This is a genomic window from [Micrococcus luteus] ATCC 49442, from assembly GCF_010367585.1.
Classification (GTDB): domain Bacteria; phylum Actinomycetota; class Actinomycetes; order Actinomycetales; family Micrococcaceae; genus Arthrobacter; species Arthrobacter luteus_A.
Window position 1 is genome coordinate 2,329,659 of sequence record NZ_JAAAXP010000001.1, and the last position, 24,926, is coordinate 2,354,584.

21 protein-coding genes and 2 riboswitches are annotated in these 24,926 nt (G+C 66.4%); of the genes, 5 read left to right on the plus strand and 16 right to left on the minus strand.

Features of this window, described 5'->3' with window-relative positions; genetic code table 11:
- Positions 1-6: 6 nt before the first annotated feature.
- Positions 7-1,920 carry an ABC transporter ATP-binding protein gene (locus tag GUV69_RS10500; RefSeq protein ID WP_164202126.1) on the minus strand — a complete coding sequence of 638 codons (1,914 nt, stop codon included), beginning with the start codon at positions 1,918-1,920 and terminating at the stop codon, positions 7-9.
- On the minus strand, positions 1,917-3,581 hold the full coding sequence (locus GUV69_RS10505; protein ID WP_164202128.1) for an ABC-F family ATP-binding cassette domain-containing protein: 1,665 nt from the start codon (positions 3,579-3,581) through the stop codon (positions 1,917-1,919). Before GUV69_RS10505 ends, GUV69_RS10500 begins: the two co-directional genes overlap by 4 nt.
- A gap of 255 nt (positions 3,582-3,836) precedes the next feature.
- Here GUV69_RS10505 and GUV69_RS23250 point away from each other — a divergent pair, with 255 nt between their 5' ends.
- Together GUV69_RS23250 and GUV69_RS10520 are read left to right on the plus strand one after the other, a co-directional pair.
- Positions 3,837-4,709, plus strand: a complete 873-nt coding sequence (locus GUV69_RS23250; protein ID WP_244292689.1) for a hypothetical protein — start codon at positions 3,837-3,839, stop codon at positions 4,707-4,709.
- Entirely contained in the window at positions 4,706-5,443 is a 738-nt protein-coding gene (locus GUV69_RS10520; protein ID WP_164202130.1) for a hypothetical protein, read from the plus strand. The genes GUV69_RS23250 and GUV69_RS10520 overlap by 4 nt, the downstream gene beginning before the upstream one ends.
- 175 nt (positions 5,444-5,618) lie before the next feature.
- On the opposite strand, the gene GUV69_RS10525 is transcribed toward GUV69_RS10520, so the two are convergent.
- The 11 genes from GUV69_RS10525 to GUV69_RS10570 form a co-directional block, all read right to left on the minus strand.
- The gene (locus GUV69_RS10525; RefSeq protein WP_244292690.1) at positions 5,619-6,761 is read right to left on the minus strand and encodes an LLM class flavin-dependent oxidoreductase; all 1,143 of its coding nucleotides are present in this window, start codon (positions 6,759-6,761) and stop codon (positions 5,619-5,621) included.
- 46 nt (positions 6,762-6,807) lie between these two features.
- Positions 6,808-9,834: an alpha-mannosidase gene (locus tag GUV69_RS10530; protein ID WP_164202131.1), complete on the minus strand. Its 3,027-nt coding sequence runs from the start codon at positions 9,832-9,834 to the stop codon at positions 6,808-6,810.
- A gap of 133 nt (positions 9,835-9,967) precedes the next feature.
- Positions 9,968-10,867, minus strand: a complete 900-nt coding sequence (gene fdhD, locus GUV69_RS10535; RefSeq protein WP_164202133.1) for a formate dehydrogenase accessory sulfurtransferase FdhD — start codon at positions 10,865-10,867, stop codon at positions 9,968-9,970.
- Between the two features lie 160 nt (positions 10,868-11,027).
- Positions 11,028-12,422 carry a molybdopterin molybdotransferase MoeA gene (locus GUV69_RS10540; RefSeq protein ID WP_164202135.1) on the minus strand — a complete coding sequence of 465 codons (1,395 nt, stop codon included), beginning with the start codon at positions 12,420-12,422 and terminating at the stop codon, positions 11,028-11,030.
- Between the two features lie 10 nt (positions 12,423-12,432).
- The gene (locus GUV69_RS23255) at positions 12,433-12,726 is read right to left on the minus strand and encodes a DUF6457 domain-containing protein (RefSeq protein WP_244292691.1); all 294 of its coding nucleotides are present in this window, start codon (positions 12,724-12,726) and stop codon (positions 12,433-12,435) included.
- Positions 12,723-13,418, minus strand: coding sequence for a molybdenum cofactor guanylyltransferase (gene mobA / locus GUV69_RS10545; protein WP_244292692.1), 696 nt, complete (start codon positions 13,416-13,418; stop codon positions 12,723-12,725). The genes GUV69_RS23255 and mobA overlap by 4 nt, the downstream gene beginning before the upstream one ends.
- A 27-nt stretch (positions 13,419-13,445) precedes the next feature.
- Positions 13,446-13,946, minus strand: coding sequence for an HNH endonuclease (locus GUV69_RS10550; RefSeq protein ID WP_164202137.1), 501 nt, complete (start codon positions 13,944-13,946; stop codon positions 13,446-13,448).
- Between the two features lie 236 nt (positions 13,947-14,182).
- Positions 14,183-14,953, minus strand: coding sequence for an NlpC/P60 family protein (locus GUV69_RS10555; RefSeq protein ID WP_164202139.1), 771 nt, complete (start codon positions 14,951-14,953; stop codon positions 14,183-14,185).
- 153 nt (positions 14,954-15,106) lie between these two features.
- Positions 15,107-15,793 (minus strand): C40 family peptidase, encoded by a 687-nt coding sequence (locus tag GUV69_RS10560; protein ID WP_164206434.1) that lies wholly within the window; start codon positions 15,791-15,793, stop codon positions 15,107-15,109.
- A gap of 70 nt (positions 15,794-15,863) precedes the next feature.
- A riboswitch (cyclic di-AMP (ydaO/yuaA leader) is annotated at positions 15,864-16,028 on the minus strand.
- A gap of 146 nt (positions 16,029-16,174) precedes the next feature.
- Complete coding sequence (locus GUV69_RS10565; RefSeq protein ID WP_164202141.1) at positions 16,175-17,002, minus strand: M23 family metallopeptidase; 828 nt, start codon at positions 17,000-17,002, stop codon at positions 16,175-16,177.
- A gap of 3 nt (positions 17,003-17,005) precedes the next feature.
- Positions 17,006-17,217, minus strand: a riboswitch (cyclic di-AMP (ydaO/yuaA leader).
- A 193-nt stretch (positions 17,218-17,410) separates the two neighbouring features.
- Positions 17,411-18,103, minus strand: coding sequence for an iron-dependent transcriptional repressor DtxR (locus tag GUV69_RS10570; RefSeq protein WP_164202143.1), 693 nt, complete (start codon positions 18,101-18,103; stop codon positions 17,411-17,413).
- Positions 18,104-18,377: 274 nt separating this feature from the next.
- Between GUV69_RS10570 and serC the strand changes: the two genes are divergently transcribed.
- Positions 18,378-19,508: a phosphoserine transaminase gene (gene serC / locus GUV69_RS10575; protein WP_164202145.1), complete on the plus strand. Its 1,131-nt coding sequence runs from the start codon at positions 18,378-18,380 to the stop codon at positions 19,506-19,508.
- 32 nt (positions 19,509-19,540) lie between these two features.
- Here the strand turns inward: serC and GUV69_RS10580 are convergent, their stop codons facing one another.
- Genes GUV69_RS10580 through GUV69_RS10590 form a run of 3 tightly spaced genes read right to left on the minus strand, consistent with a single transcriptional unit; the run spans position 19,541 to position 21,913 of the window.
- A complete protein-coding gene (locus GUV69_RS10580) occupies positions 19,541-20,860 on the minus strand; it encodes an MFS transporter (RefSeq protein ID WP_164202147.1) in 1,320 nt (439 codons plus the stop codon).
- A gap of 45 nt (positions 20,861-20,905) precedes the next feature.
- Positions 20,906-21,520, minus strand: a complete 615-nt coding sequence (locus GUV69_RS10585; RefSeq protein WP_164202149.1) for a DUF3027 domain-containing protein — start codon at positions 21,518-21,520, stop codon at positions 20,906-20,908.
- Positions 21,521-21,529: 9 nt separating this feature from the next.
- Complete coding sequence (locus GUV69_RS10590) at positions 21,530-21,913, minus strand: cold-shock protein (RefSeq protein ID WP_066286899.1); 384 nt, start codon at positions 21,911-21,913, stop codon at positions 21,530-21,532.
- 260 nt (positions 21,914-22,173) lie between these two features.
- On the opposite strand from GUV69_RS10590, the gene GUV69_RS10595 reads away from it, so the two are divergent.
- Both GUV69_RS10595 and GUV69_RS10600 read left to right on the plus strand, forming a co-directional pair.
- Entirely contained in the window at positions 22,174-22,407 is a 234-nt protein-coding gene (locus tag GUV69_RS10595; protein ID WP_164202151.1) for a hypothetical protein, read from the plus strand.
- A gap of 10 nt (positions 22,408-22,417) precedes the next feature.
- On the plus strand, positions 22,418-24,913 hold the full coding sequence (locus tag GUV69_RS10600; protein ID WP_164202153.1) for a helicase-associated domain-containing protein: 2,496 nt from the start codon (positions 22,418-22,420) through the stop codon (positions 24,911-24,913).
- Positions 24,914-24,926 lie beyond the last annotated feature (13 nt).

A 24,926-nucleotide genomic window follows, 5' to 3' on the forward strand; every position in this document is an offset into this window, starting at 1 on the left:
GAGGTGTCAGTACTCCGGGACGGCTTCCTCTGCCACCGCGGTGGCCTCGGCGAACTGCGTCCGGTACAGCTCGGCGTACCGCCCCTCGGCGGCGAGGAGTTCGGTGTGCGTCCCGCGCTCCACGATCTGCCCGTCCTCCACCACCAGGATGACGTCGGCGGCGCGGATAGTGGACAGCCGGTGGGCAATCACGACGGCGGTGCGCCCCTCGAGCGCGGCGCCCAAGGCAGCCTGGACGGCTGCTTCGTTGGTGGAGTCCAGCGCGGCCGTCGCCTCATCCAGGATGACAACGCGCGGCTGCGAGATGAGCAGCCGGGCGATGGTGAGGCGCTGGCGTTCACCGCCGGAGAGCCGGTAGCCGCGCTCCCCCACGACGGTGTCCAGGCCGTCGGGCAGGGACCGGACCATGGTCTCCAGGCGGGCCTGGCGGATGGCGTCCCACATGTCCGCTTCGGTGGCGTCCGGCCGGGCGAGCCGCAGGTTGGAGGCGATGGACTCGTGGAAGAGGTGGCCGTCCTGGGTGACCATGCCCAGGGTGTCACGCAGCGAATCAAAGGTGGCGTCGCGGACGTCCAGGCCCGAGCCCGGCCGGGTGCCGCCAAGCCGGACGGCGCCGGAATCGACGTCGTACAGCCTCGAAAGCAGCTGCGCAATGGTGGACTTGCCCGCGCCGGAGGACCCCACCAACGCGACCGTCTGGCCGGGTTCCACGCGGAAGCTGATGCCGTGCAGCACCTCTTCGCCGCCGCGGGTGTCGAGGGTGGAAACTTCCTCCAGCGAGGCGAGCGAGACCTTGTCCGCGGACGGGTAGGCGAACCGGACGTCGTCGAACTCCACGGAAACAGGCCCGGCAGGCACCGTCACGGCGTCGGGCTTCTGCTGGATCAGTGGCTTGAGGTCCAGGATTTCGAAGACCCGTTCAAAGCTGACCAGGGCGCTCATGATTTCCACCCGGGCGTTGGACAGTGCGGTGAGCGGGGCATACAGGCGGGTCAGGAGCAGCGCGAGCACCACGACGTCGCCGGGGGCAAGCTGGCCCGCGATGGCCAGCACACCGCCCAGGCCGTAGACCAGGGCAAGGGCCAGGGCGGACACCAGCGTCAGTGCCGTGACAAAGGTGAACTGGAGCATCGCGGTCCGCACGCCGATGTCGCGGACGCGGCCGGCCCGCACAGCAAACTCGCGGGACTCCTCGTCCGGCCGGCCGAAGAGCTTCACCAGCGTGGCGCCGGGGGCGGAGAACCGTTCGGTCATCTGGGTGCCCATGGCGGCATTGTGCTCGGCGGCCTCGCGGCGCAGGTCAGCCAGCCGTGATCCCATCCGCCGGGCAGGGATCAGGAAGATGGGCAGCAGGATCATCGCCAGAACGGTGACCTGCCAGGAGGTCCCCAGCATCACGATCAGCGTGAGGACCAGGGCCACCACGTTGCTGACCACCCCGGACAGGGTACCGGCAAAGGCAGACTGCGCACCGATGACGTCGTTATTGAGGCGGCTGACCAGGGCACCGGTGCGGGTGCGCGTGAAGAAGGCGATGGGCATCTTCTGCACGTGGTCAAAGACCTTCGTGCGCAGGTCCACAATGACGCCTTCACCAATAGTGGAGGACAGCCAGCGGCTCACGAGTCCCAAACCGGCCTCGGCAACTGCCACAACGGCGATCAGCACAGCCAGCCGGATCACTTCCTCCGTACCGGCCTTGGCCACAATGGCGTCAACCACCTGGCCCGCCAGAACGGGCGTGGCCACGGCAAGGAACGCCATCACAACCGAGAGCGCCACGAAAGCGATCAGTTTGGTGCGGTGCGGCCGGGCGAAGCCCAGGACCCGCTTCAGCGTCGCCTTGGAGAAGGGCTTGGAGCCGCTCTTGGCGCGGGTGATGTTGTACAGAGTGTGCCAGGCGGCGCCGTCCATGCTCATCGCTTGTGCCCCGTTGCGCCGGTCATCAATTCAGTTACCATTCCATCTTCCACATTCCACCGGACGTCGAGCTGAACGTTTTCGAGCAGCCTCCGGTCATGGGTTACCAACAACAAAGCACCCTCATAACTTCCCAGGGCCTCCTCCAGCTGCTCGATGGCAGGCAGGTCGAGGTGGTTGGTCGGCTCGTCCAGGACCAGCAGGTTCACTCCGCGTGCCTGCAGAAGTGCCAGCGCAGCCCGCGTGCGTTCGCCGGGTGAGAGCGAGTCCACCGGGCGGGCCGTGTGGTCCGCCTTTAGCCCGAACTTGGCCAGCAGCGTGCGGACCTCAGCCGATGTCAGGTCCGTCAGGACGGCTTCGACGGCGTCTGCCAGCGTGAGGTGACCGGCCAGCAGTCCACGGGCCTGGTCGATTTCGCCGATGGCCACCGAGGCGCCCATCGCGGCGTTGCCTGAGTCGGGAGCCTGGACGCCCAGGAGGAGGCGCAGCAGCGTGGATTTTCCGGCACCGTTGGGGCCGGTGATCCCGATCCGCTCCCCCGCGTTGAGCTGCAGGTTCACGGGACCGAGGGTGAAGCTTCCCTGGTTGACGACGGCGTCACGCAAGGTGGCCACCACAGCGCTGGACCGGGGGGCCTGGCCGATGGTGAACTGCAGCTGCCATTCCTTCCGCGGCTCGTCCACCACGTCCAGGCGGGCGATCCGGGACTCCATCTGCCGGACTTTCTGGGCCTGCTTCTCCGATGATTCGGTGCTGGCCGCGCGGCGGATCTTGTCATTGTCCGGGCTCTTCTTCATGGCGTTCCGCACGCCCTGGGAGCTCCACTCCCGCTGCGTCCGGGCCCGCGAGACCAGGTCCGCCTTCGTGGCCGCAAACTCCTCGAACTTTTCGCGTGCGCGGCGCCGGGCCACCGCGCGCTCTTCCAGGAAGGCCTCGTACCCGCCGTCATAGACCGCCACGGAGTTTTGCGCCAGGTCCAGTTCCACGATGGTGGTGACACAGCGGGCCAGGAACTCGCGGTCGTGGGATACCAGCACCACACCGCCGCGCAGGCCCTGGACAAAGGCTTCCAGTTTGGCCAGTCCGGCCAGGTCGAGGTCGTTGGTGGGCTCGTCCAGCAGCACCACGTCGAAGCGGCTGAGCAGCAGGGCGGCCAGCGCCACGCGGGCGGCCTGGCCGCCGGAGAGGCCCGTCATGGGGGCGTCCGCGCCGGTCTCCAGGCCAAGGTCGGCCAGGACAGCGGGAATGCGTTCCTCAAGGTCAGCCGCGCCGGACGCCATCCAGCGGTCAAAGGCGAGGGAGTAGGCGTCGTCGGCGCCGGCAGCCCCGGAACCCAGCGCTTCGGCCGTGGACTCCATCTCCGCCGTTGCCTGTGCGCAACCGGTGCGGCGGGCGATGTAGCCGGCCACGGTTTCACCCGCCACGCGCTCATGTTCCTGTGGCAGCCAGCCCACAAAGGCGTCGGCCGGCGCAAGGCTCACGCTGCCGGCCTGGGGCTGGTCCACGCCGGCCAGCAGGCGCAGCAGGGTGGACTTTCCGGCGCCGTTGGCGCCCACCACACCCACCACATCGCCGGGGGCCACCGTGAGGGAAAGGTTGGAGAAAAGCGTCCGATGGTCGTGGCCACCGGAAAGGTCTTTGGCAACAAGGGTTGCAGTCATGGGTTGGTTCCTCTCGCCGCCCGGCCGGAGGAAGGCCGGATGACCCGCCTGGATCGGCCCGCACAGGCGGAGAATCCGCACTGTGCCGCCCCGCAAAGTGCCCGGGCACTAAAGAGCCCGCCGGTCCGGACTTGGGGGGTGTACGGACCAACGGGCTCGACCATTAAGCATAGTCGACTCCACTGCCGGCATCAAACCGCGCCCGGCAGTCAGGCTAAAATCAGAGTTAACCTATCCGTTCAGCAGAGAGCCGATATGCCCATTCCTGCCAAGGCGTTCCAGCGCTGGCTGCACGGCATCGCCCCCGACACGAGCACTTCTGACATCTGCCGCGTCTCGGGCATCAAGCGGACAACGCTTGCGCAGCAACTCGTCCGCGGCAAAGTGGCTGAAGCCACAGTGGTGAGCATCAGCCGCGCCTACAACATCAATCCCGTCACGGCCCTTGCCGGTTTTGACGCCTTCAGCCAACTGGCCGGCCCGCCGCGCCAGCCAACCAGGGACGAGCTAATCAGCCAGATCTCCACGCCGGATCTCCTGCGGGCCGTCCTGCTGCGGTCAGACGCCGACCCGGGCACCCCTCCTGACGCGCGGCAGCCGGACGCCGGTCCCCGGGACCCAGGGCAGCCGGACCCAGGGCAGCCGAACACAGGGCAGCCGAACACAGGGCAGCCGGATACAGGGCAGCCTGCCGCGGCGCAGCCGGAATCCGGCCTGCCGGAATCCAGGCCGGCCGATTTGGTGCCGCCGCCGCATGCCACGTCCGTCAAGAGCTGGGTCGAAGCAATCGACGACGGCGAGCTGCGGCACCGCGTCTCGGCCGCCACCGGGATCGCTCCGCAGAACTATTCGGCGCAGCTGACCGCCAACCGGCTTGCCCCGGAACTTGCCATGGCCACCTCCCTGGCAGCCGGCGTCGGTCCCGCCAGCGGCCTCGTGGCCACCGGACTCATCACGGAGGCGGAGGCCGGCTGGCCACCCGGGGCCCGGCAGGCGGCGCTGGACAGCATGAGCGACGGCGAGCTGACTACGCTGGCGGGGGAACGCCTTCAGACCCTGGGCAGGGCCCTCCGCCGGCAGGAACACGACCAAGAGAAAACCGACAAGATTTGGGAGAACCTGGGATGATCGAAATCCTGCAATGGTCCACCTTGGCTGTGTGCGGCCTGGTGGCCATCGCCCGGGTTCCCAGCGCCGTGCGGGGGAAAAACAGGACACTCTTCTACATTTTTGCCCTGATGACCCTCGCGATCCTCCTCAGCATCGAAGCGCCGTATGTTGCCATCGACCAGGCCCTGGGCGGCCTCAACGTGGCCAACCTCATTCTGCGTCTGGTCATTTTCGCCGCCCTCTTCTTCGTGGGAATCCGGATCACGAGGGGCTTTGGGGCTGACACGGCCTACCGGCTGATCACCGGCCGGATCGGAATGGCAGCAGTGGCGCTCACCTCGCTGATTGTGGTGGCCGTCTTCCTGATGATGGATACTGCCGGATCGTCCGTAGGCCTGGCCGGGGTGTCGGCCAAGAACAGCCGCAATGGACTGCTGGTTGAGTACTACGGCGCCGCCGGCCGCGCTTATCCTGCCTACGTTTCCCTGGCTCTGTTACCGGCCATGGCCCGCGCGGTGGGAAGCAGGCTGCCCGCACTGGTCCGGGTCGCCGCCCTCCTGCTGGCCGTCGGCTCCGTGGCCGTGGCATTGACCCTGTTCTTCCCGTTTTACCCGCCAAGCTGGGCGGGGGCTAAGTTCCTGGTTAACTACACGGCGGTGCTTTGCTTTGTGCTGGGGCTGGCGTTGATTGGCGTTGCCAGCCTCATCTACGGTCGGAGCGGCACGCGGCAAAAGACTTCTACTGCAAAGTAGGAGTCACGGCTTTCACAAAATCATTAGACGTGGCACAATCATGAATGTGTGAAGGTGGCGCACCGGTGTTTGCGAACGGGGATAACTTCTTGTACGCCGGGCCCCGATAAAACCTTTGCACACATTGGGGGGATGAGTGGTGGCGGCCGTTGGGGACCGCCCCCACTCAGCCTGTTTAAGGCGCTTTTTGGCTTGAGGCTGTCTGGTTTGGGAACTCAGTTGCCGTTGCGGCCGCACTTCCCAGCTCACGCTGCACGAGCGGAAGCACCTCGGTACCCAGGAGCTCGATCGCTTCAAGCACAGTCCGCTGCGGAACCGACGACAGGTCCAGCTGGAAGATCTGCCGATCGTGCTGCATATACCCGTGCATCCTGATGATTTTGTGGGCCACCTGCTCCGGGTTGCCCACGAACAATGCACCGGCCGGGGCGGTCTCCATGTTGTACGTGACGCCGCTGGGTGCGGGAAAGCCCCGCTCGGCTGCGATCCGGCGCATGGTGTCCAGCCAGTACGGCCGGAAGGCGTCCTTGGCGCGGCCCGGCCCTGCCGGAGCGTCCCGCAGCACCATGCCAGGCGCGCTGACGCCCACCTTCAGGGGAACCCGGCCATGCCCGTGCTCGACGGCGGTTTGCCGGTACAGTGCGGCGTGGCGCTCGAAGTTCCGCACGGATCCGCCCAGGAGCGCATACATAACATTTCGCCCCAAGGCTGCAGCACGCACGGATGACTTGGGAGTTCCCCCGGTGGCGATCCAGATGTCCAGCTCACGCTTGCCGTCAGGGGCCGGGAAGGGGCGGGGCAAAATGAGTGCGTCATCCAGGCCGGCCCGGAACCGCCCGCTCCAGGTCACCCGCTCCCGGGCATTGAGTTGGAGGAGCAGCTCCAGCTTTTCCTCGTAGAGGGCGTCGTAGTCCTCCAGCCTGGCACCGAACAGCGGATAGGACTCGATGAAGCTACCCCTGCCGGCGGTCAGCTCCGCGCGGCCCTGGCTGATGAGGTCGAGGGTGGCGAACTGCTGGAAGACGCGCACAGGGTCCTCGGTGCTCAGCACCGTGACGGCGCTTCCCACCTTGATCTGCCGCGTCTGCGCCGCGACCGCTGCCAGCACTGTCGAGGGCGACGTGACCGAATAGTCCGGACGGTGGTGCTCCCCCACTCCGAAGTAATGGAGCCCCACCTGGTCAGCGAGCCGCGCACGCTCCAGGAGGTCCTGCACGTTTTGCTCCGGCGATACCCGGGCGCCGCTCACAGGGTCCCGGTGGATGTCGCCGAAGGTAAAGATTCCCAGTTCCATGCCCTGCATAAGGTTTATATGCATACGCATATTCCCTCGTGAACTCAGGATCTCCCTCGTCACCCGGGCTCTACCGGACAAACCTCAGCGTGACCAGCTGGAAGGGACGCAGGGCAAGGTTGACGGCGCCTTCCTGGGCGGGCGTGACGCCGGGTGCAGCCGAAGGCCGTTCCAACAGGTCCGTCGCCTGTACGTCCTTGACCGGGAAGCCGGCGGTGAGGGTGCCGGATGACCGTTGCCCCAGGGACTCATAAAGACGGACCACAACGTCTCCGGAACCGTCCTCGGCGAGCTTGACCGCCTCAATGACCAGGGCCGGATTGTCCACCGCGAACAACGGCTGCACATCGTGGCCGCCGCGGACCAGCCGCGGAGCCAGGTTGGTGCGGTACCCCTCTTCCACTGCCTCGGCAATGCCTGCGCCGGGACGGATGGTGACCGTGAGTTCCTGGTGTCCGCGGTCCGCCGTCGGGTCCGGGAACTTCGGTGCCCGCAGCAGGGACAGCCGCACCGTGGTGGTGGTCCCGCCGTCGGTGCCGCGGACGGTCCGGGTGACATCGTGCCCGTAGGTGGCCGCGTTGGAAATCGCGACGCCGTAGCCGGGCTCGGCCACGTGGATCCAGCGGTGCGCACAGATCTCGAACTTCGCGGCCTCCCACGAGGTGTTCACGTGCGTCGGCCGGAAGACGTGCCCGAACTGCGTCTCGGCAGCGGAGCGGTCCGCTTTGACGTCCAGCGGGAAGCCGAGTTTGAGGAGCTTCTCGCTCTCCTGCCACTCCACGGCCGTGGTGATGCTCAGCGAGTCGCTGCCCGCCTCCAGCGTGATGCGCTGGGTGACCGGCGACGAGCCCGCAACCCGGGTCACCACCACAACGGCGCCGCTCCCGACGTGCTCCAGCCGGATCTCCTGCGCTGACGTCAGTGCCGTGACGTTGCGGCGGTAGAACTCATCGATATCCCAGGCGTCCCACTCGTTGGGGGTGTCCCGGTGCAGTTCCAGCAGGTTGCCGCGTTCCCCGGGCGCGATGGCCTCGCGGCCCGTGGCGTAGTCGGTAAGGGAGGCGAGGAGGCCGTCGGCGTCCAGGACCGCCCTGATCACGCCGTTGTCCAGCACGTACCCGCCGTCCTCCGCGGTGGCCTGGGCAGGCTCGCCCTGGACCGCAGGCTCGGCTGCGCCGAGTGCCGGGACGCCGTTCCGGGCGTGCGGTGCCGCGTTGAGCAGGAACGTCCGCGGACCCTCGCCAAGCAGCGCGGCCGCCGCCTGGCCGATGATGGTTTCGAGGTCCGCGCTGATGGCGGCATAGTTCCGCTCCGCGTCCTGGTGGACCCAGGCGATGGCGCTGCCGGGCAGGATGTCGTGGAACTGTTGCAGGAGGACCAGCCGCCAGAGCCGCTTCAGTTCGGCCGCCGGGTAGGCAAAGGAACCGCGGACAGCGGCTGTGGCGCACCAGAGTTCGGCCTCACGCAGCAGGTGTTCACTGCGCCGGTTGCCGCGCTTGGTCTGCGCCTGGCTGGTGTACGTGCCGCGGTGGAGCTCGAGGTACATCTCCCCCACCCAGACAGGCAGGCCAGCATAGCCTTCCTCCGCCGCCGTGAAGAAGCTTTCGGCGGATCCCACCCGCACTTTAGGTGAGCCTTCCAGATCTGCGGTGCGTTGCGCGGCAGCCAGCATTTCACGCGTAGGCCCGCCGCCGCCGTCGCCGTAACCGAACGGCACCAGCGAGATATTGGCGCGGCCATGGTCGCGGAAGTTGCGCTCGGCGTGGGCCAGTTCGCGTCCGTTGAGCTCGGCGTTGTAGGTGTCCACCGGCGGGAAGTGCGTGAAGAGCCTGGTGCCGTCAATGCCCTCCCAGTTGAAGGTGTGGTGCGGCATCCGGTTGATCTGGTTCCAGGAGATTTTCTGCGTCAGGAACCACTGACTGCCGGCTGACCGAACGATCTGCGGCAGGGCTGCGGAGTACCCGAAAGAATCCGGGAGCCAGGCTTCCTTGCATTCGACGCCGAATTCCTGCAGGAAGAAGTTCTTGCCTTCCACGAACTGGCGGGCCATGGCCTCACCACCGGGCATGTTGGTGTCCGATTCGACCCACATGCCTCCCACCGGAACGAACTGGCCGGCCTTGACCTTCTCCCGGATCCGTCCGAAGAGCTCAGGGTAGAACTCCTTCATCCACGCGAACTGCTGGGCCGATGAGCAGGAAAACACAAAACTTGGGTCCTCATCCATCAGCGCCACCACGTTGGAGAACGTCCTTGCGCATTTGCGGATGGTTTCGCGGACCGGCCACAGCCAGGCGGAGTCTATGTGGGCATGGCCCGTGGCCACCAGCTGATGTGCGGAGGCATAGGCGGGGCGGGACATGACCTCTGCCAGGGCTTCGCGTCCCGCGGCCGCGGTGCCTGCGACGTCATCCGGGTCCATCAGGTCCATCATGCGTTCGAGCGCGCGCAGAATTTCGTGGCGCCTGGGCTGCTCCATGGGAAGTTCATGCATCAGCCCGGAGAGGGTCCAGATGTCCTGCTGGAGTTCCCAGACCGTCTGGTTGAGTTCGGCGATGGCGATCCTGCCGAGCCGGTACTGCGGTGCCGTGCCGGCGGTTGCCTTGTCCCCGTACGGCGTGGCCGCGAACGTCCAGCCCTGCGCCATGTCAGGATTGGCGGCCGCTTCAACGTAGAAGTCGACGGCCATGCCGCTACCCAGCAGTTTCAGTGGGATGTATTGGTTCCGCGGCGAAATGGCCTTGATGATGGTTCCGTCCGGGCCCCACGCGATGCCCTCACACTGGAATCCGGGGGCTTCGTTGATAAACCCGAGGTCCACCACGACTTCTACCGTGGTGTCCGGCCCGGTACCCCAGGCCTGGGGCACGTCCCCCTGCAGACGAAGCCACTTGGTGCCCCACGGCTGGCCCCAGGCAGCACCGTGCTCCTGCGGCAGGAACTCATGCCGCAGGGCGTCCATCACGGTGACAGGTTCACCGGGCGCGTCCCAGCTGCTCAGGTTCAGGGGAACGCTGCGGGTGTAAACGGCGGGATTGATCCGCTCGCGGACAAACCGGTCCAGGCGGACTTCGGTAATCCGGCGGTCGTCATGCACTGTAAACCCTCTTAAATACGTGAATGTGAGTAGTCGAATCGGGACATCGACGTCCAATCGATGGATAAAATCTACCGGCTAGTAGCTCAATAGCCAAGTGCCAGTTTCCCTCCCCGGGGCCGTCCGCGCAGCCTCAGCCCGAGACGTCGGCAGCAGCCTCTGCGCGAACCTGCCCGGCGGAAAGGGTGATCCTTTCCTGCCCGGCGTACACATTCAGGCTGGTTCGGCGGCTGAATCCGACCAGCGTCATGCCGCTGGCCGCGGCGAGCTCGGCGGCCAGGCTGGACGGTGCACTCACGGCCGCAAGCACCGGGATTCCGGCCAGCGCTGCCTTCTGGACCAATTCGAACGACGCCCGTCCCGATACCTGCAGGACCAGTCCGGTCAGCGGCAACATCCGTTCCCGCAGGGCCCAGCCCACCACCTTGTCCACGGCGTTGTGGCGGCCCACATCCTCCCGGAGGCACAAAAGTTCCACGCTGCCGTCGTCCGATACCCGGAACAGGCCCGCGGCGTGCACGCCGCCGGTGGTGTCGAACACCGCCTGTGCTTCGCGGAGCCGGTCGGGCAGGACGGCCAGGACGTCAGCCGGAACGGTCACCGGATCCGAGGCAGGGCTGTAGTGGGAGGATTTCCGCACCGCTTCGATCGAATCTATGCCACAAATGCCGCAGGAACTTGAGGTGAAAACGTTCCGTCCTTTGGCGGGCAGTTCGACGTCGGGCCGCAACTGGGCTTCCACCACGTTGAAGGTCTGCACCCCGTTTTCGTCCTCGCCGGCGCAGAAGCGGAGTGAAACCAGCTGGTCGGGGCTCCAAATGATTCCTTCGGACACCAGGAAACCGGCCACCAAATCGAAGTCATCGCCGGGCGTCCGCATCGTCACCGAGAACGACAGCTGGCCAATCCTGATCTCCAGCGGCTCTTCGACGGCGAGCACGTCCTCGCGGTGGCGGACCGGAAACTCGAGCGCCTTGGGTGAGCCGTCCAGAACATACTTATGCACCTTGCGGCGCTGCGTCACGCGTCCCATCAGCGGCCTGGGCTGGTGCTCTGAGGGCCCTTGCTGCTGGGGTTCCGGACCTTGCTGCGGGGAGTGTTCATAGCTCAATCATCGCATCACGGCCGGACTGCGGAGCACACCCGGCCAGGGAGAACCTGCGGCCGGGTCCGGGTCCTGCAGCCTCAGCAGTTCAGTCCAGCAGGGCGCTCCAATCCACGGGACCGGCCGGCTTCGCGCGGTCTTTTACCCCGTCCTTGGCCGCAGTCCGGGTTTTGGCCTTTGCGCCCGCCGGTTCCGGTACGGGCAAGGGCGGCCCCCACGGCAATGTGAATGCGGGCACGGGCTCGCCAAGCTGCACGCCGTGCGGCGGAACCACCATCACGCCGTCCGCCGACGCGAGCCCGCGCATCATCCCGGGACCCGTGTGCCTCGCAGGGGAAGCCATTCCGTACAGGAGCCGGAACGGAAGGAGCCGGGTCCGGCCGGGCTCGGGCTCCAGGGTTGTCCCGCAAGGGACCTCCTGCACGGGCGGCAGGGGTGCGTGGCCCAAGCCGGCCAGGAGCGGTGCCCCCACCGTCGATAAAGCCATCATGGCGGCCAAAGGGTTGCCGGGCAACCCCAGGACAAAGCGCCCGTCCGGCAGTTCGGCCAGGACGGCCGGATGCCCGGGACGCATGGCGATGCCATCGATGATCAGCCGACCGCCCAGCTCCGATACTGCACGGCGCAGGTGATCGGTGTGGGATGGTCCCGTTCCGCCGGTGGTAATGACGACGTCGGCGGGCAGGGCAGCCGGGTCCGGAACCTCAGGCGGGAGGTCCTCCAGCCCTGCCAGCCACTCCGCATACGAATCGCCGATTTTCTCCTTGCCGGCGAAAATGCCGCCAAGCATGGCCACCACTGATGCGAGCTGCGGCCCGAACGTGTCCCTGACCTGCCCGGGCACGGGCAGGCCTTCCGCCACGACTTCGGACCCCGTGAGCAGCAGCTTCACCACCGGCTTCCCGCGGACCAGCAGGTCGTCGTACCCGGCCAGGGCAGCGAAGGCCAAGTGTGCCGGGTTCAGGGTGACGCCGGCCTTGACCAGGACTTCCCCCGCAGCTGCTTCCTCGCCGGCCTTCCGGATGTGCTGGCCGTTCCGCGGTTCCCCTGGACGGGCGGTGCCGCCGGTCAGCAAAAGCGGCAGACCGTCGTCGTCGGTGCCCAGCACTGCACTCTCGCTGCGCAGCACTGCCTTGGCACCGGGCGGAATCAGTCCCCCGGTGACAATCGGGCTGGCCTGGTGCGGGGCGAGCCGCTGGCCGGCCTCCGCCACGATCCACGGACCGCTGCCGTTGACCGCCCAGCCGTCCATCGCGGAGGACGCATAGTGCGGCATATCGTGCAGCGCGGTGATGTCTTCAACCAGGACCCTGCCCAGCGCCTGCGCCAGCGGTACCCGTCCAGGTGGAATGGGCGTGGCACTGTCGAAGGCGGCCTGGCGCGCCTCTTCCCAGGTATGGGCCAGGTGTTTGGCGTGGGTGTCAGGTGCGGGCGCGTGCGTTGGGTCGGGGCTCCCGGGTTTGTCGCCGGGGGCGGCGGTCATTCGACGGTGATCATTCGACGGGCGCCCCGGTGGCTTCGGAAGCGTAGTCTGCAACGAGGGAGCGGGCGCGGTCCATGGCAGCAGTTATGGCCGCAGCGTCGGAGGCCTGCCCCGATCCCGCCGCAATGCCCGCCGCAAGCCCGGCGATAAATGTCGTCAGCGGTGCGGCCGGGCGGACCACGGTATGGGCAGCCACGCCGGCAAGGGAGAGGATGGCGTTCACATCGATCTGGACGTCCTCCAGCTCATATGCCTGCAGCAGCGCACGGCACCACTCTTCCAGGGTCTCATCCTGACTTTTCACGCTTTGCCTCCCAAATCATCTGCGGCCGCGTTGCTCCGGAACCCGCTGATCGGGTCCCGGCCGGCCACTCCAAGCGCGGCGGCATCGTCCCAGGTGTCCACATCTGACGTGGAGCCGGCCGGAACGGCGACAGGCTGTACGTCAAGACTAGCAAGGAGTGCCATGACCGAACCGTTGATTAAGCTTCCCTTGCCGGCAAGGTCAGCAACGGAACGTTGTAGCGCAGCCGTGCTATAAAAGCCCGCCAAGGGCTGCAGCCGGCCATCCTCGGAAACAGCCACAACCCCGTCCTGTTTGCTGCTGCTGAAATTCCCGCCAGCCCGTTCATTGATGAGCAGCGCATCTGCCAGGGCCGACACCGCATCTGCGCTATTGGGCATGTCGCAGGCAAGCACCAGGGTGAACCTGGAAGGGGGTCGGCCGGTTCTATCCAGCTCCGCGAGCCCGGCGGCGATGGCGGCGGCGGGCCCGCTGAAGGCCGGCTCTTCCCGGCACCTGAGGATGCCGGCCGGCAGGTCTCCCTCACCGGGGCCCACCACCACCACGACCCGGGCACCGCCGGCTGCGGCGACCGAACGGCGCAACAGGGTGTCGCCGTCGTACGTCAGGTGCTGCTTGGGCACACCGCCAAGACGCGCGGAGCGGCCCCCGGCGAGAATCACGGCATCAAAATCGAGGCTTTCAGCGTCCACCCACCCAGCCTAGCTGCGACGGAAGGGTCAGGCCGCCCGTTCCGGCAACAGGAAGGGATCCCATGCGGGCGTCGGCTTCTCAAGTTCCTTGATCTGCCAGATGGTGCCGTGCGGCGGTTCGGGCACAATCCGCAGCTTCCACCCCATCTCGGCGGGGGTGTGATCGCCCTTGGTGTTGTTGCACCGCAGGCACGCGGCGACGAGGTTCTCCCACGAATCTGCACCGCCGCGGGATTTTGGCTGGACGTGGTCGATGGTGTGGGCACCTTTGCCGCAGTATGCACACCGGTGGCCATCGCGCCGCAGGACTCCGCGGCGGCTGACCGCGGTGTGGTGGTTGTATCGGGGGCGGATGTACCGGTTCAGGAGGATCACGGACGGGCGGCCCAGAATCTCCTGCGGACCCACGACCGGGTCGTCGCCCTCGGCTATGACGCTGGCCTTGCCCGTCAGCACAAGCACCAGCGCCCGGCGGAAGGTAACAACCGCCAGCGGTTCATATCCAGCATTCAGAACGAGAGTGCGCATGCACTTACCTCTTCGTGGCCGCACCCGTCAGGGGCACGAGGGCCGGCTGCCCCCGGCATATCCGGGCTATGGATCGACACCACAAGAGTAAACAAAAAATACCGGGATTAACTAATCCACCTCAGTCCGGGGCGACGTGTCAAATCTGCCCGGCGTCCAATCCGTGCCGGAAGGCCCGGCAGACAACAAAGGACCCCCGCCATCAGGCGGAGGTCCCTTGGAAGTTCAATCAGCTGCTAGGACACGCGGATGAAGACCGGGCCCGAACCAACGTTGGCGCTGAACACAACGGTCTGGTTGCCGTTGTAGCCGCCGTGAACAGCCTGGCCGTTGCCGGCGTAGACCGCGACGTGGGCCATGCCTGCTCCACCGTCTGCGTAATAGATGAGGTCGCCCGGCTGGGCTTCGGCTGCACTGACGGTGCGGCCGAGGCCGAGGTATCCTGCGGGCCAGTCGTGGAAGTTGATTCCGACGGCGGCGAGAGAGTTGGTGACCAGCATGGTGCAGTCCTGGTTTACGCCGAGCTGTGCGTAAGCAGCGGACAGGATGGCCTGGCCCTTGCCGCTGGCGGCAGCGGGAGCGGCGGGCGCGGCCGGGGCAGCCGGGGTGGACGACGCAACCTTGATTGCGGCAGCGGGCTGGGCGGCAGGTGCGGCAGGTGCCTCAACTGCCTCAACAACGGGCTCCGGCTCTTCAACGGGAGCCGGCGTGGTGGTCACAGCAGGCTTCTCGTAGGAGATGGCGATGGTGGAGGCAGCCGAAATGATGGCCGGCGCTGAAACCTCAACCTCAAGGTTGGAGGCCGAAGCGGCTTCCCGCTGAATGTTGGTGTCTGCGGCGTTGGCCGCAATCCCGCTGGTCAGGACCAGGCCGGAGGCAGCAGCGATAACCGCGGCCTGGCGGCCCATGCCACCGGCGTTGTCGCCGACAGCCTTGGCAATGACAGCAAGCGAGTTGGTCTTGGTGACCTCGGCGCGGTGCCGTGCAACAGTTGCACGAGTAGTCATTAAAATTTCTCTCTTTCGTGTTCCTCAGGGCCTTTTGGGCAGCCCGAGGGCTGTGGACGCGCCGGCATCTTGGGGGCACGCCGGCACGCCCCGAACGGGGATTTTTTAAGGGTTTCTAGCGAAGAAACGGGGAGTTGATCCGGATAACCGGATTTAGCCCATGGTGTAGAAGGAGGACGATCCTGTTGCCGCAACCGCGTGCAGCAACGTGCCCTGCGACGGGTTCAGCGCGCTGATCATCATGCCGTTGCCGACGTAGATACCAACGTGCGCTCCACCGTTCTGCATCACCAGGTCACCCGGGGCCGGGGTTGCGGTGGGCCGCATCGCGGTCCAGGCATTGACGCGGGGAATGCTGATGCCGGCCTGGGCGTAAACCCACTGGGTGAAGCCGGAGCAGTCCCAGCCATTGGGAGAGGTGCCCCCCCAGACGTAAGGGCTGCCGATACCGGTGTACGCAATTGCTGCCAGGCCCGAACCTGCGGCTGCAGAAACAGTGTCCGCAAGCTTGGTCTCGGCTGCACCGGCAGCGGCGGTTTCCGTTTCAGCTGCCGCTTCGGCTGCTGTTTCGGAAGCCGTGGACTGTGCACGGACCGGTTCGATCTTCGGCGCCGGCGTGGTCTCGACCACAATGCGCTCGAAGGAAACCGTGGCCGTGGGCGCGGCAGTGACGGCAAGCGCAGTCTGCGTTGAACCGGACTCGGTGGAGGCGGACACACCTGCAGTGGTGTCCGCGGCGTTGGCCGGAAGCCCCATGGTCAGGATCAGACCTGACGCAGCTGCGATGACAGCAGCCTGGCGACCTACGGTCCCGGCGTTTGCACTAACAGCCTTGGACACGGAGCCCAAGGGGTTGGTGCGAACCGTTTGCGCGCGGTGGCGCGCAGAATTATGGCGTGAAGACACGAAGGTAGCCTCTCCCAATGCCTGCGAGGTGAGCTGTCGGATTCGGATGGGAGTCACCCGGCCGCGCCGCTTCCTGGGAAGCTTTGCGACTTAACCCCAAGGCCTTCAGGATCGAAGACCAAAATTGGTTCCCCCGCCCCTGCCAGACGAATTCATGCGAACGGACCTTGAGCGGTGGCAGAGCTAGGCAATCCACTCAAGAACGTCAACTTCGGAAAAGTTGACGCGCTTTAGACGTTACAGCAGTTCAGAGCCAATGTCACATTCAGGTCACGGCAGGTCTCGGTGAATTGAGAGCTAGCGCTCATTTTGCGCTTAGAGCCAGCCTGTGGGGTCAACAACTTCGCCGTTGACCTGGACTTCAAAGTGGAGGTGGCAGCCCGTGGAGGCCCCCGTGGTGCCGCTGAGGGCCACGACATCGCCGCGGGTCACTGTCTGGCCTGTGCTGACCGTTGCGGACGACAGGTGGTTGTACGTGGTCTCCAGGCCGTTGCCATGGTCCACCACTACCCGGTTGCCGCCGCCGTACTGGTGCCAGCCGACGAACGTCACGGTGCCACTGGCAGCAGCCAGCACCGACGTACCGCACTGGGCCATGAAGTCCTGGCCGCGGTGGAAGTCCCCGGACCCGCCCGTGATGGGGCTGATCCGGAATCCGAACGGTGACGCCGTGGAAAGTTCTGCGAGCGGTGCGCCCAGGCTGCCCGCGGAGGCCGCAGGCGTAATGGAGCCGGCAGACTGCGCACTCAGCAACTGCTTGAGCTTGCCGTCGGGGTCACCCTCCGTCACAACTGAGGAGCGGCTGAAGTCGATCTGAGCCGCTGCTTCAGCGGAAATCTCGGGCTGCGGGGTTGCGGAAACCGCGGCGACGGACTGGCCGGGCTGCTGGTCGGCCATCACCGGACCCGTGACCGGAACCGTCACAGTGAGGGCCAGGCCAGTGGCCGCGAGGGCAATTCCGGCTTTCTGGCCAATACCGCTGGCGGCCGCAAAATCGGTCATCTGCCTGAACGCGCCACGCCGCTGACGCCGCGCTGCGCGCTGTACGTCGCGTGGCCTCTCCGCGGAAAATTCCTCGGCAGCCCGCGGCGCCGAAGCGGGGCCTGCCGCCCGGCGGCGGCCCCTGGAGTATTGCGTGGTCAAGAATGTTCCTCTCTGGATAGCCTGCGAAGTTAGCTGTCGGATTCGGGTCAGAGAGTTCAAAGACCCGGTCCGCCGTGGCAAGCATTTGGCGCAGGGGTATCCCGGGAGATTCTTTCGCTGGAAAGGCTTGCTGCTGACGGACTTCACCCCAAGGCAGCTTTTTGACTGCCGGTTGTGGTTCCTCCGCCTCTGCCAGTTGGTGACTTTGCACCTGATCCGCTGGCAGAGCTCGGCTCCGGATCAGGTAACGCTTTTATATCGAAGCTTGGCTTAAACTATATGCGACGAAGCGGGGAGGTAACAATTCCGTTATCTTTTGCGGAATCCGCGATGATCCGCTAGCGCGGCCCTGGAGCGGCGCTCTGGACCGCCGGGCAGCGGGGACATGACGTCCGTCAGGCGGGTCCTCTAGCGGACAGAAACGAAGACGTGCGCAGCCACTTCGGGAGGGAGCTCAAGCGCACCCTCAATGCCGGGAACCCGCACGGAAATGTACTCCCCGACGCGTTCCAGGGAAACGGAGGCACCCGGCCGAATCCCGCCTTCATCCAGCTGCACAAGCAACTCAGGTTCTACCTGGATGGGTTCTGCCAGCCGGTTCACCGTCACGCTCGATGTTGGCCCGTAGCCCAGCATGGCCTCTACGAGATTAATCACACCGGCGTCCGGAACGGAGGATGTTCCGCCCAGCGCTGCCAAGCCGGGGATGGGATTGCCGTAAGGAGATTCAGTGGGGTGGTCGAGCAGTTCATAGATGCGCCGCTCAACGCGCTCGCTCATCACATGCTCCCAGCGGCAGGCTTCGTCGTGGACGTAAGCCCAGTCCAGGCCGATGACATCAGCCAGGAGGCGCTCAGCGAGCCGGTGCTTGCGCATGACCTCGGTGGCCCGCTTGCGCCCTGTCCCGGTCAGTTCCAGATGGCGGTCGCCGGAGACCACAACCAGTCCGTCGCGCTCCATCCGGCCGATGGTTTGGGACACCGTGGGTCCGGAGTGCCGCAGCCGCTCGGCGATGCGGGCGCGAAGGGCAACGATGTTCTCTTCTTCAAGCTCCAAAATGGTTCGAAGATACATCTCCGTGGTATCGATCAGATCCGTCATCCAGCTCAGCTCCTCGAGCGCAGTACCTAGCGTTGTCCCACCGTATCGCGTCCCAGCCGCGTCGAGGTCCGGTGAAAAGCTTAGCCTATTTTGAATTTGTCCGGATAATCCCGCAGGGTGCAGATCGTCTCGTTGATTGGACTATGACGGTGCCGGTTCCCGCCCGTTCTTCTGTTTCAGGCAGAATAAAAGCGGCCCTCGTTGCAGTCGTTGCTGACTGCCGGCCACCCCACCGTCCCGGACGCCAACATGTCCACGCCGAATTGGAGCCCTTGTGAGCGAAACCAGCATCACTATTCCTGCCGACCTCCTGCCCAAGGACGGACGCTTCGGCGCGGGACCATCCAAGGTCAGGCCGGAGCAGCTTGAAGCACTCCAGGCGGCATCCCGGACCATCCTGGGTACCTCACACCGCCAGGCGCCCGTCAAGAACCTTGTGGGTTCGGTCCGCGAGGGCCTGAGCCAGTTCTTCCGCGCCCCGGAGGGCTACGAGGTTGTCCTGGGCGTCGGCGGCTCCACTGCCTTCTGGGACGTTGCAGCATTTGGCCTGGTGGAGAAGAAGGCCCAGCACCTGTCCTTCGGCGAGTTCGGCTCCAAGTTCGCCGCAGCCACCAACAATGCCCCCTTCGTGGACGCGTCCTCCATCATCAATTCCGAGCCCGGCACCCGCCCGGCGGCCCGGGCCGAAGCCGGCGTTGACGTGTACGCCTGGCCGCAGAACGAGACCTCCACCGGCGTCGCAGCTCCGGTCAAGCGTGTTGAGGGTGCCGATGCCGGCGCCCTGGTACTGGTGGACGCCACCTCCGCGGCCGGCGGCCTGGACGTGGACGTTGCCGAGACGGACGTCTACTACTTCGCACCGCAGAAGAACTTCGCTTCCGACGGCGGCCTCTGGCTGGGCCTGTTCTCCCCCGCCGCTCTGGAACGCGCGGCGCGGATCAAGGCCAGCGGCCGCTGGATCCCGGACTTCCTGGACCTTCAGACCGCGATCGATAACTCGAAGCTGAACCAGACCTACAACACCCCTTCCCTGACCACGCTGGTAACGCTGGACAACCAGGTGCAGTGGCTGAACGCCAACGGCGGCCTGGACTTCGCCAGCAAGCGCACGGCCGACTCTGCGGGCCGGATCTACGCCTGGGCGGAGGCGTCAGAGTTCGCCACCCCGTACGTGGCGAAGGCTGAAGAGCGCTCCAACGTCATCGCCACCATCGACTTCGATGACTCGATCGATGCCGCGGCCATCGCCAAGGTCCTGCGTGCCAATGGCGTGGTGGACACCGAGCCTTACCGCAAGCTGGGCCGCAACCAGCTCCGGATCGCCACGTTTGTCGCCATCGAACCGGACGACGTTTCAGCCTTGCTGGCCAGCATCGACTACGTGGTGGGCGAGCTGCGCAAGTAATCCCCCGCGCTCAGCGCGCTGCACCGGCAGCGTCAGCGTCCGACGGCGTCGTCCGGGTCTTCTTCCCGGGCGGCGCCGTTTGTGTTGTCCCCCAGCCGGGAGACAACACGAAACTGGCGCAGGCCGCGGGCCCGCCGGTCGAAGGCGAGCCGGAGCTGCCTGGCGCGGATGATCCACACCATGCCGATCAGCGCCGCAATGATCCCGGAAGCGGCGGCCACGCCCAACGACCAGCGGGCACCTGCCACGTTGGCCACCCAACCCACCAGCGGCGCCCCGATGGGTGTTCCGCCCATAAAAATGGCCATGTACAAGGCCATGACCCGGCCCCGCATGACGGGATCGGTGGTGGTCTGGACATAGCCGTTGGCACTGGTCATCATGGTGATGGCGAACAGCCCCACCGGTACCAGCGCAACGCCGAACCAGAAATAGTTTGGCGCCAGCGCCGCGAGACCGGAGGTCACGCCAAAGGCAGCGGCCGCGCCGAAGATCATCCGCAGCCTGGGCTTCCCGCGGCCGGCGGACAGCAGCGCCCCCGCCACCGAGCCGATGGCCATGATCGAATTCATAAGTCCGAACGCGCTGGCATCGAGGCCGAATTCCGTCCCCACCATGGCCGCGATGAACAGCACGAAGTTCAGCCCCAGGGTTCCCACAATGAAGACGGCCACCAGGACCACCACAATGTCCGGCCGGAACCGCACATAGCGCAGGCCCTCCCTGATCCGCCCCTTACCCGGCGCTGCGCGGGGAAGCTGCCGCAAGGTCGCCGTCGGGATCTTCCACAGGCTCAGGAGCATGGCAAGGAACGTGGCGGTGTTGATCAGGAACACCCAGCCCGGCCCCACGGCCACCGTCAGGATTCCTGCCACCGCCGGACCGATCATGCGGGCCACATTGAAGGAGGCGCTGTTCAGTGCCACGGCGTTGGGCAGGTAGTCGTCCTGCACAAGCTCTGAAACGAAGGTCTGGCGTACGGGGGCGTCGAGCGCGGACACCATGCCCAGCAGCAGGGCAAAGCCATAGACATGCCACAACTGCCCGGCGCCGAGGACTACCAGGACACCAAGCCCCGTGCTCAGGAGGGCCATCACGGACTGGGTCATGATCAGCAGCTGCTTGCGGCTGTAACGGTCCGCCACGAGACCGGCGACGGGGGCAAGGAAGAGCTGCGGTCCCAACTGGAGCGCCATGGTGATGCCCATGGCGCCCGCGTCGTGATCGGTGAGGTGATCGAAAACCAGCCAGTCCTGGGCGGTCCGCTGCATCCAGGTCCCGATGTTGGAGACCAGCGCGCCGATGAACCAGATCCGGTAATTGAGGATGTGCAGGGATTTGAAGGTGGACATCACTGCCGCCTTACGTGGTGGTCACCCTGCGCCTGTACCAACGTGCTAGTCAGCCTCGGATGCTGGTTCGTCTTCCTCGGGATCAGGTTCCGCGGACACGTCATCCTCGTCCGCAGGGCGGGCCGCGTCGGCGTCGGCATCTGTGTCGGCCTCGGCGTCGGCGTCGGCATCTGTGTCGGCCTCGGCGTCGGCTGCGGGAAGCTGATCTTCTTCCGCATCGCGGGCATCCTCAGGACGAACACGTTCGGCCCATGGCACCCACTCCGGGGACAGGATGGAGTCCTCGGACGGGAGGAGTCCGAGCTCGCTGATGGTGACAACCTTCGAACGGGAGTTCCGGGTCAGTACCGCGTACCACTGCCAGCCCTGGTAACCGGCCAGCTTTGATTCGAAAAGGTGCGTGACCAGGCGCTCCCCTTCGCTTTTGGCCGCGATGTGGGCGCCGATATCCGCCGGGGCCGTAATGCCTTCGACGGCGGCGCGGGCCACATCTACGGCCGCCGCCAGGAAGGCATCGGGTTTGCCGGTCCGCCATACGGGCACGCCCGCTCGGCGCTTTGCTGCAGGCTTGGCGGCTGTCTGCTCCGCCGCAGGTGCCGGCGCGCTTGTTGATGGCTGTTCCGCTGCCGTGGTGCCCTGCTGTTCAGCTTCCTGGTTCATCAGCAAGGCCTAAACGTCCAGCTCGTCGGCAACCTTACGCAGTGCCGCCGCGATGGCTTTGCCCTTGTTGCCTTCCGGGTACTTGCCCGCGGACAGGGTCCCCGACAGGTTGTCCAGGACGCTGACCAGGTCCTGGACCAGCGGGGCGAGGTCGCGTGCGCTGGGCCGTTTGGCCTTGGCGATGGAGGGCGTCTTGTCCAGGACCCGCAGGCCCAATGCCTGGGCGCCCTTGCGCCCGTCGGCGACGCCGAACTCAACGCGGGTGCCGGCCTTCAGCTCCGTGACGCCTTCAGGCAGCGAGGATTTGGGCAGGAAAACTTCCTGGCCGTCTTCGCCTGCGAGGAAGCCGAAGCCCTTTTCTTTGTCATACCACTTGACCTTGCCGGTAGGCACGTAATCAACCTTCTTCGTTCTGACGTCTTCTGACACGGCCTGCAGGCACCGCATCCGCACTGTTATGCGGGTTCAGGGAATGACTGCGACGGACCGTGTTGGTCTGTTCCTTCAAGGTTATCCTGCCGGGGACCGATTCCTGCTTTATGGCCCCCCGCCATGCCCGTCGCGGCCCGGGCCAAAACCCTGCAAAGCGGCGGTAGCCGCGGCGGTCCGGCAGTGACGGACCGCCGCGGCGCCCGCCTGTTAGCGTTACGTGCATGACACCCTCGCGTTACCGGCGCCCACTGATGATCTGTGCAGCTATTGTCGCCATCCTTTCCCTTGGCGCGGTGGGAGCCGTGATGGCGCTGGCTTTCGCCGGCACCGCCGCCCCGGTGTGGGTCACATCCGTCGCCTTGTACGGCCTGCCCGTGGCCTTCCTGCTGATGCTCTTCCTTGTCCTGGACAGCGTTGCCGGGCGTCGCCGGGCGGGAAAGTCCGGCGGGCTGTAACGTTGGACTGATGTCCCTTATCCGCGCGCTCAGTAAAGAACTGGAAGCCCGCAGCGATGACTCGTTGCGGGCACTCTTTGCGGCGCGGCCGGATCTGATGTCCCCCGCGGTGCCGGACTTTGCCGCACTGGCGGCCAGGGCAAGCGCCAGGGTCAGCGTCCAGCGGGCGTTGGAACGCCTCAACCGGCCCCAGATGCAGGTGCTGGAGACGCTGTACCTGTGCACCAACCCGGACACCGAACACAGCGCCTCGGCTGCGGGAGTCCGCAAGCTGATAGCCGGCTCCACACAGGCGGCCGTCGAACGCATCCTGGCCTCCCTGCAGGAACTGGCCCTGGTCCACCGGGCAGAGCCGCCGCACGGCACTGTTGCCCCGGGGCACCGGCAGCGGTACTACCTGCCGGTGGGATGCCTCAAGGACGTGGTGGGCATCTACCCCGCCGGTCTGGGGCGCAGCTACACCGAACTGGTCAGGCTCCAGCCGGCGTTCGCGCAGCGGGCAGTCCAACTGGTTGCCGAGCTTCACCGCAGCGGCGTCGCCATCCAAGAAGCCACCACCCCCATGGAGGCAGCGCTTGCGCTGCAGCATTGGACGTCTTCGCCCGAGGCCCTCAACCAGGCCCTCGCCGGAGCCCCGGAGCGTACGACGGCGCTGCTCGCCAAATTCCGCAACTGGGCCATGGGTGCCGTCCCCCAGGCACAACGAAAAGCGTCCGTTACACACCAGGGCGCCGCCGTCGGGCCTGTTGACTGGCTGCTGGCCAGGGGGCTCCTCGTCCCGCTGGATGCAGCCCACGTGGAACTGCCGCACAGTGTGGGGCTGTCCCTGCGCGGCGGCGCCATCATCAACGATTTCACCCTTTCGCCGCCGGTTCCGGAACTGGGCAGCACCACCGCTGCGCTGCGCCGGAACGCAGCGCTTGGCGCGATCGCCGAGACCCTGCGGCTGGTGGGCGAGCTCCTGCACGCCGTCCGGGAACAGCCGCTCGTGACGCTGCGCAGCGGCGGCGTCGGTGTCCGCGAAATGAAGCGGCTGGCCGAAACGCTGCGCATCGACCAGCACCTGGCCGGCCTGCTGGCGGAGCTCAGCGCACTCTCCGGCCTGCTGCGCCTGGATGTGGACTCATCCTCGTGGGTTCAGCCGCCGCAGCTGGAGTGGCTCGCCCTCACCCGGCAGGAACAATGGCTGTGGCTGGTCAACGCCTGGCTCGCGAGCGAGCGCGTGCCCTCGCTGGTGGGCCAGCCCGTTACCGGGACCACCGGCGCTTCCGCCGCGCACAGGGCGCTGGCCGGGACCGCGATCAACGCCCTCTCTGCCGAGGCCCAGCGGCCGGACGCGCCGGTGGTCAGGAAGCGGATCCTGGAAATCCTGGACGAGCTTACCCGCGAGGCCGGTGCAATGGATGGCACTGCCCCGGTCCTGGACGCGGCAGCCGTGCTGCAGCGGGCCGAATGGGCCCAGCCACGGATGGCGCGACGCTTCAGCTCCCTGATCAAAGGCGTGCTGGCCGAAGCGGAGCTGCTGGGCCTGACCGGCTCTGGAGCGCTGAGCCAGCTTGGCAGCGCCATCGCCGACGACAAGCCAGAAGAAGCCCTCGGCATCCTGGGCGAGCACCTGCCTGCCGCCCTTAACCACGTCCTGCTCCAGGCGGACCTCACCGCTGTCGCCCCCGGGTACCTGACACCGGAGCTGAGCGAGAAGCTGCTGCTGATGTCCGACGCCGAGGGCCAGGGGCCTGCCACCATCTACCGGTTCTCGACAAACTCCATCAGGCGCGCGTTGGATGCGGGTCACGATGCGTCCAGCCTCCTGGGCTTCCTGCGTGAACATTCGGCCACCGCCGTCCCCCAGCCCTTGGAATACCTGGTGGAAGACACCGCCGCCAGGCACGGCAGGCTCCGGGTGGGTACAGCCGCCAGCTTTATCCAGAGCGACGACGAAGCCGCGGTGCTGGAACTGGCCGCGGAAACCAGGGCGGCCAGCCTGGGGCTGGCCCGCATCGCACCCACAGTCCTGATTTCCACCGCCCCGCCGCGCGAAACGGCCCAGGTCCTGCGCGGCCTCGGCCTCTCCCCCTCCGTGGAAGACTCCCAGCCCGCCGTCGTTCGGCTCCGACGCACCACCAGCGCTCCCGGCAGCGTCCGGCCGGTCTACACGGCCCCGCGGACTGCGCCCGCCGCGGAGGACATCGACGCCCAGCTTGCCGTCCTGCGCCACCGCCGGGCCGAGTCCAACGGCAGCCATCCGCATACCGCACCAGGCTCCGGCTCCGGCGAAGCGGCAACCCAGCTCGGCCTGGAGACCCTGCAGCGGGCCATCCGGCTCAAGCAGCCCGTCAGCATGAACGTGGTGGACAGCCAGGGGAATTCCAGCCTGGAGACAGTTGTTCCCCTCTCCGTAGGCGGTGGCCGGGTCCGGGTTTTCGATCCGGCCAAGGAGACGGAGCGCGTGCTCTCGATCCACCGCATCATCGATGTCGAAGCCGCAGACGACCTGCGCCAGTGAAGGACTCCCCCAC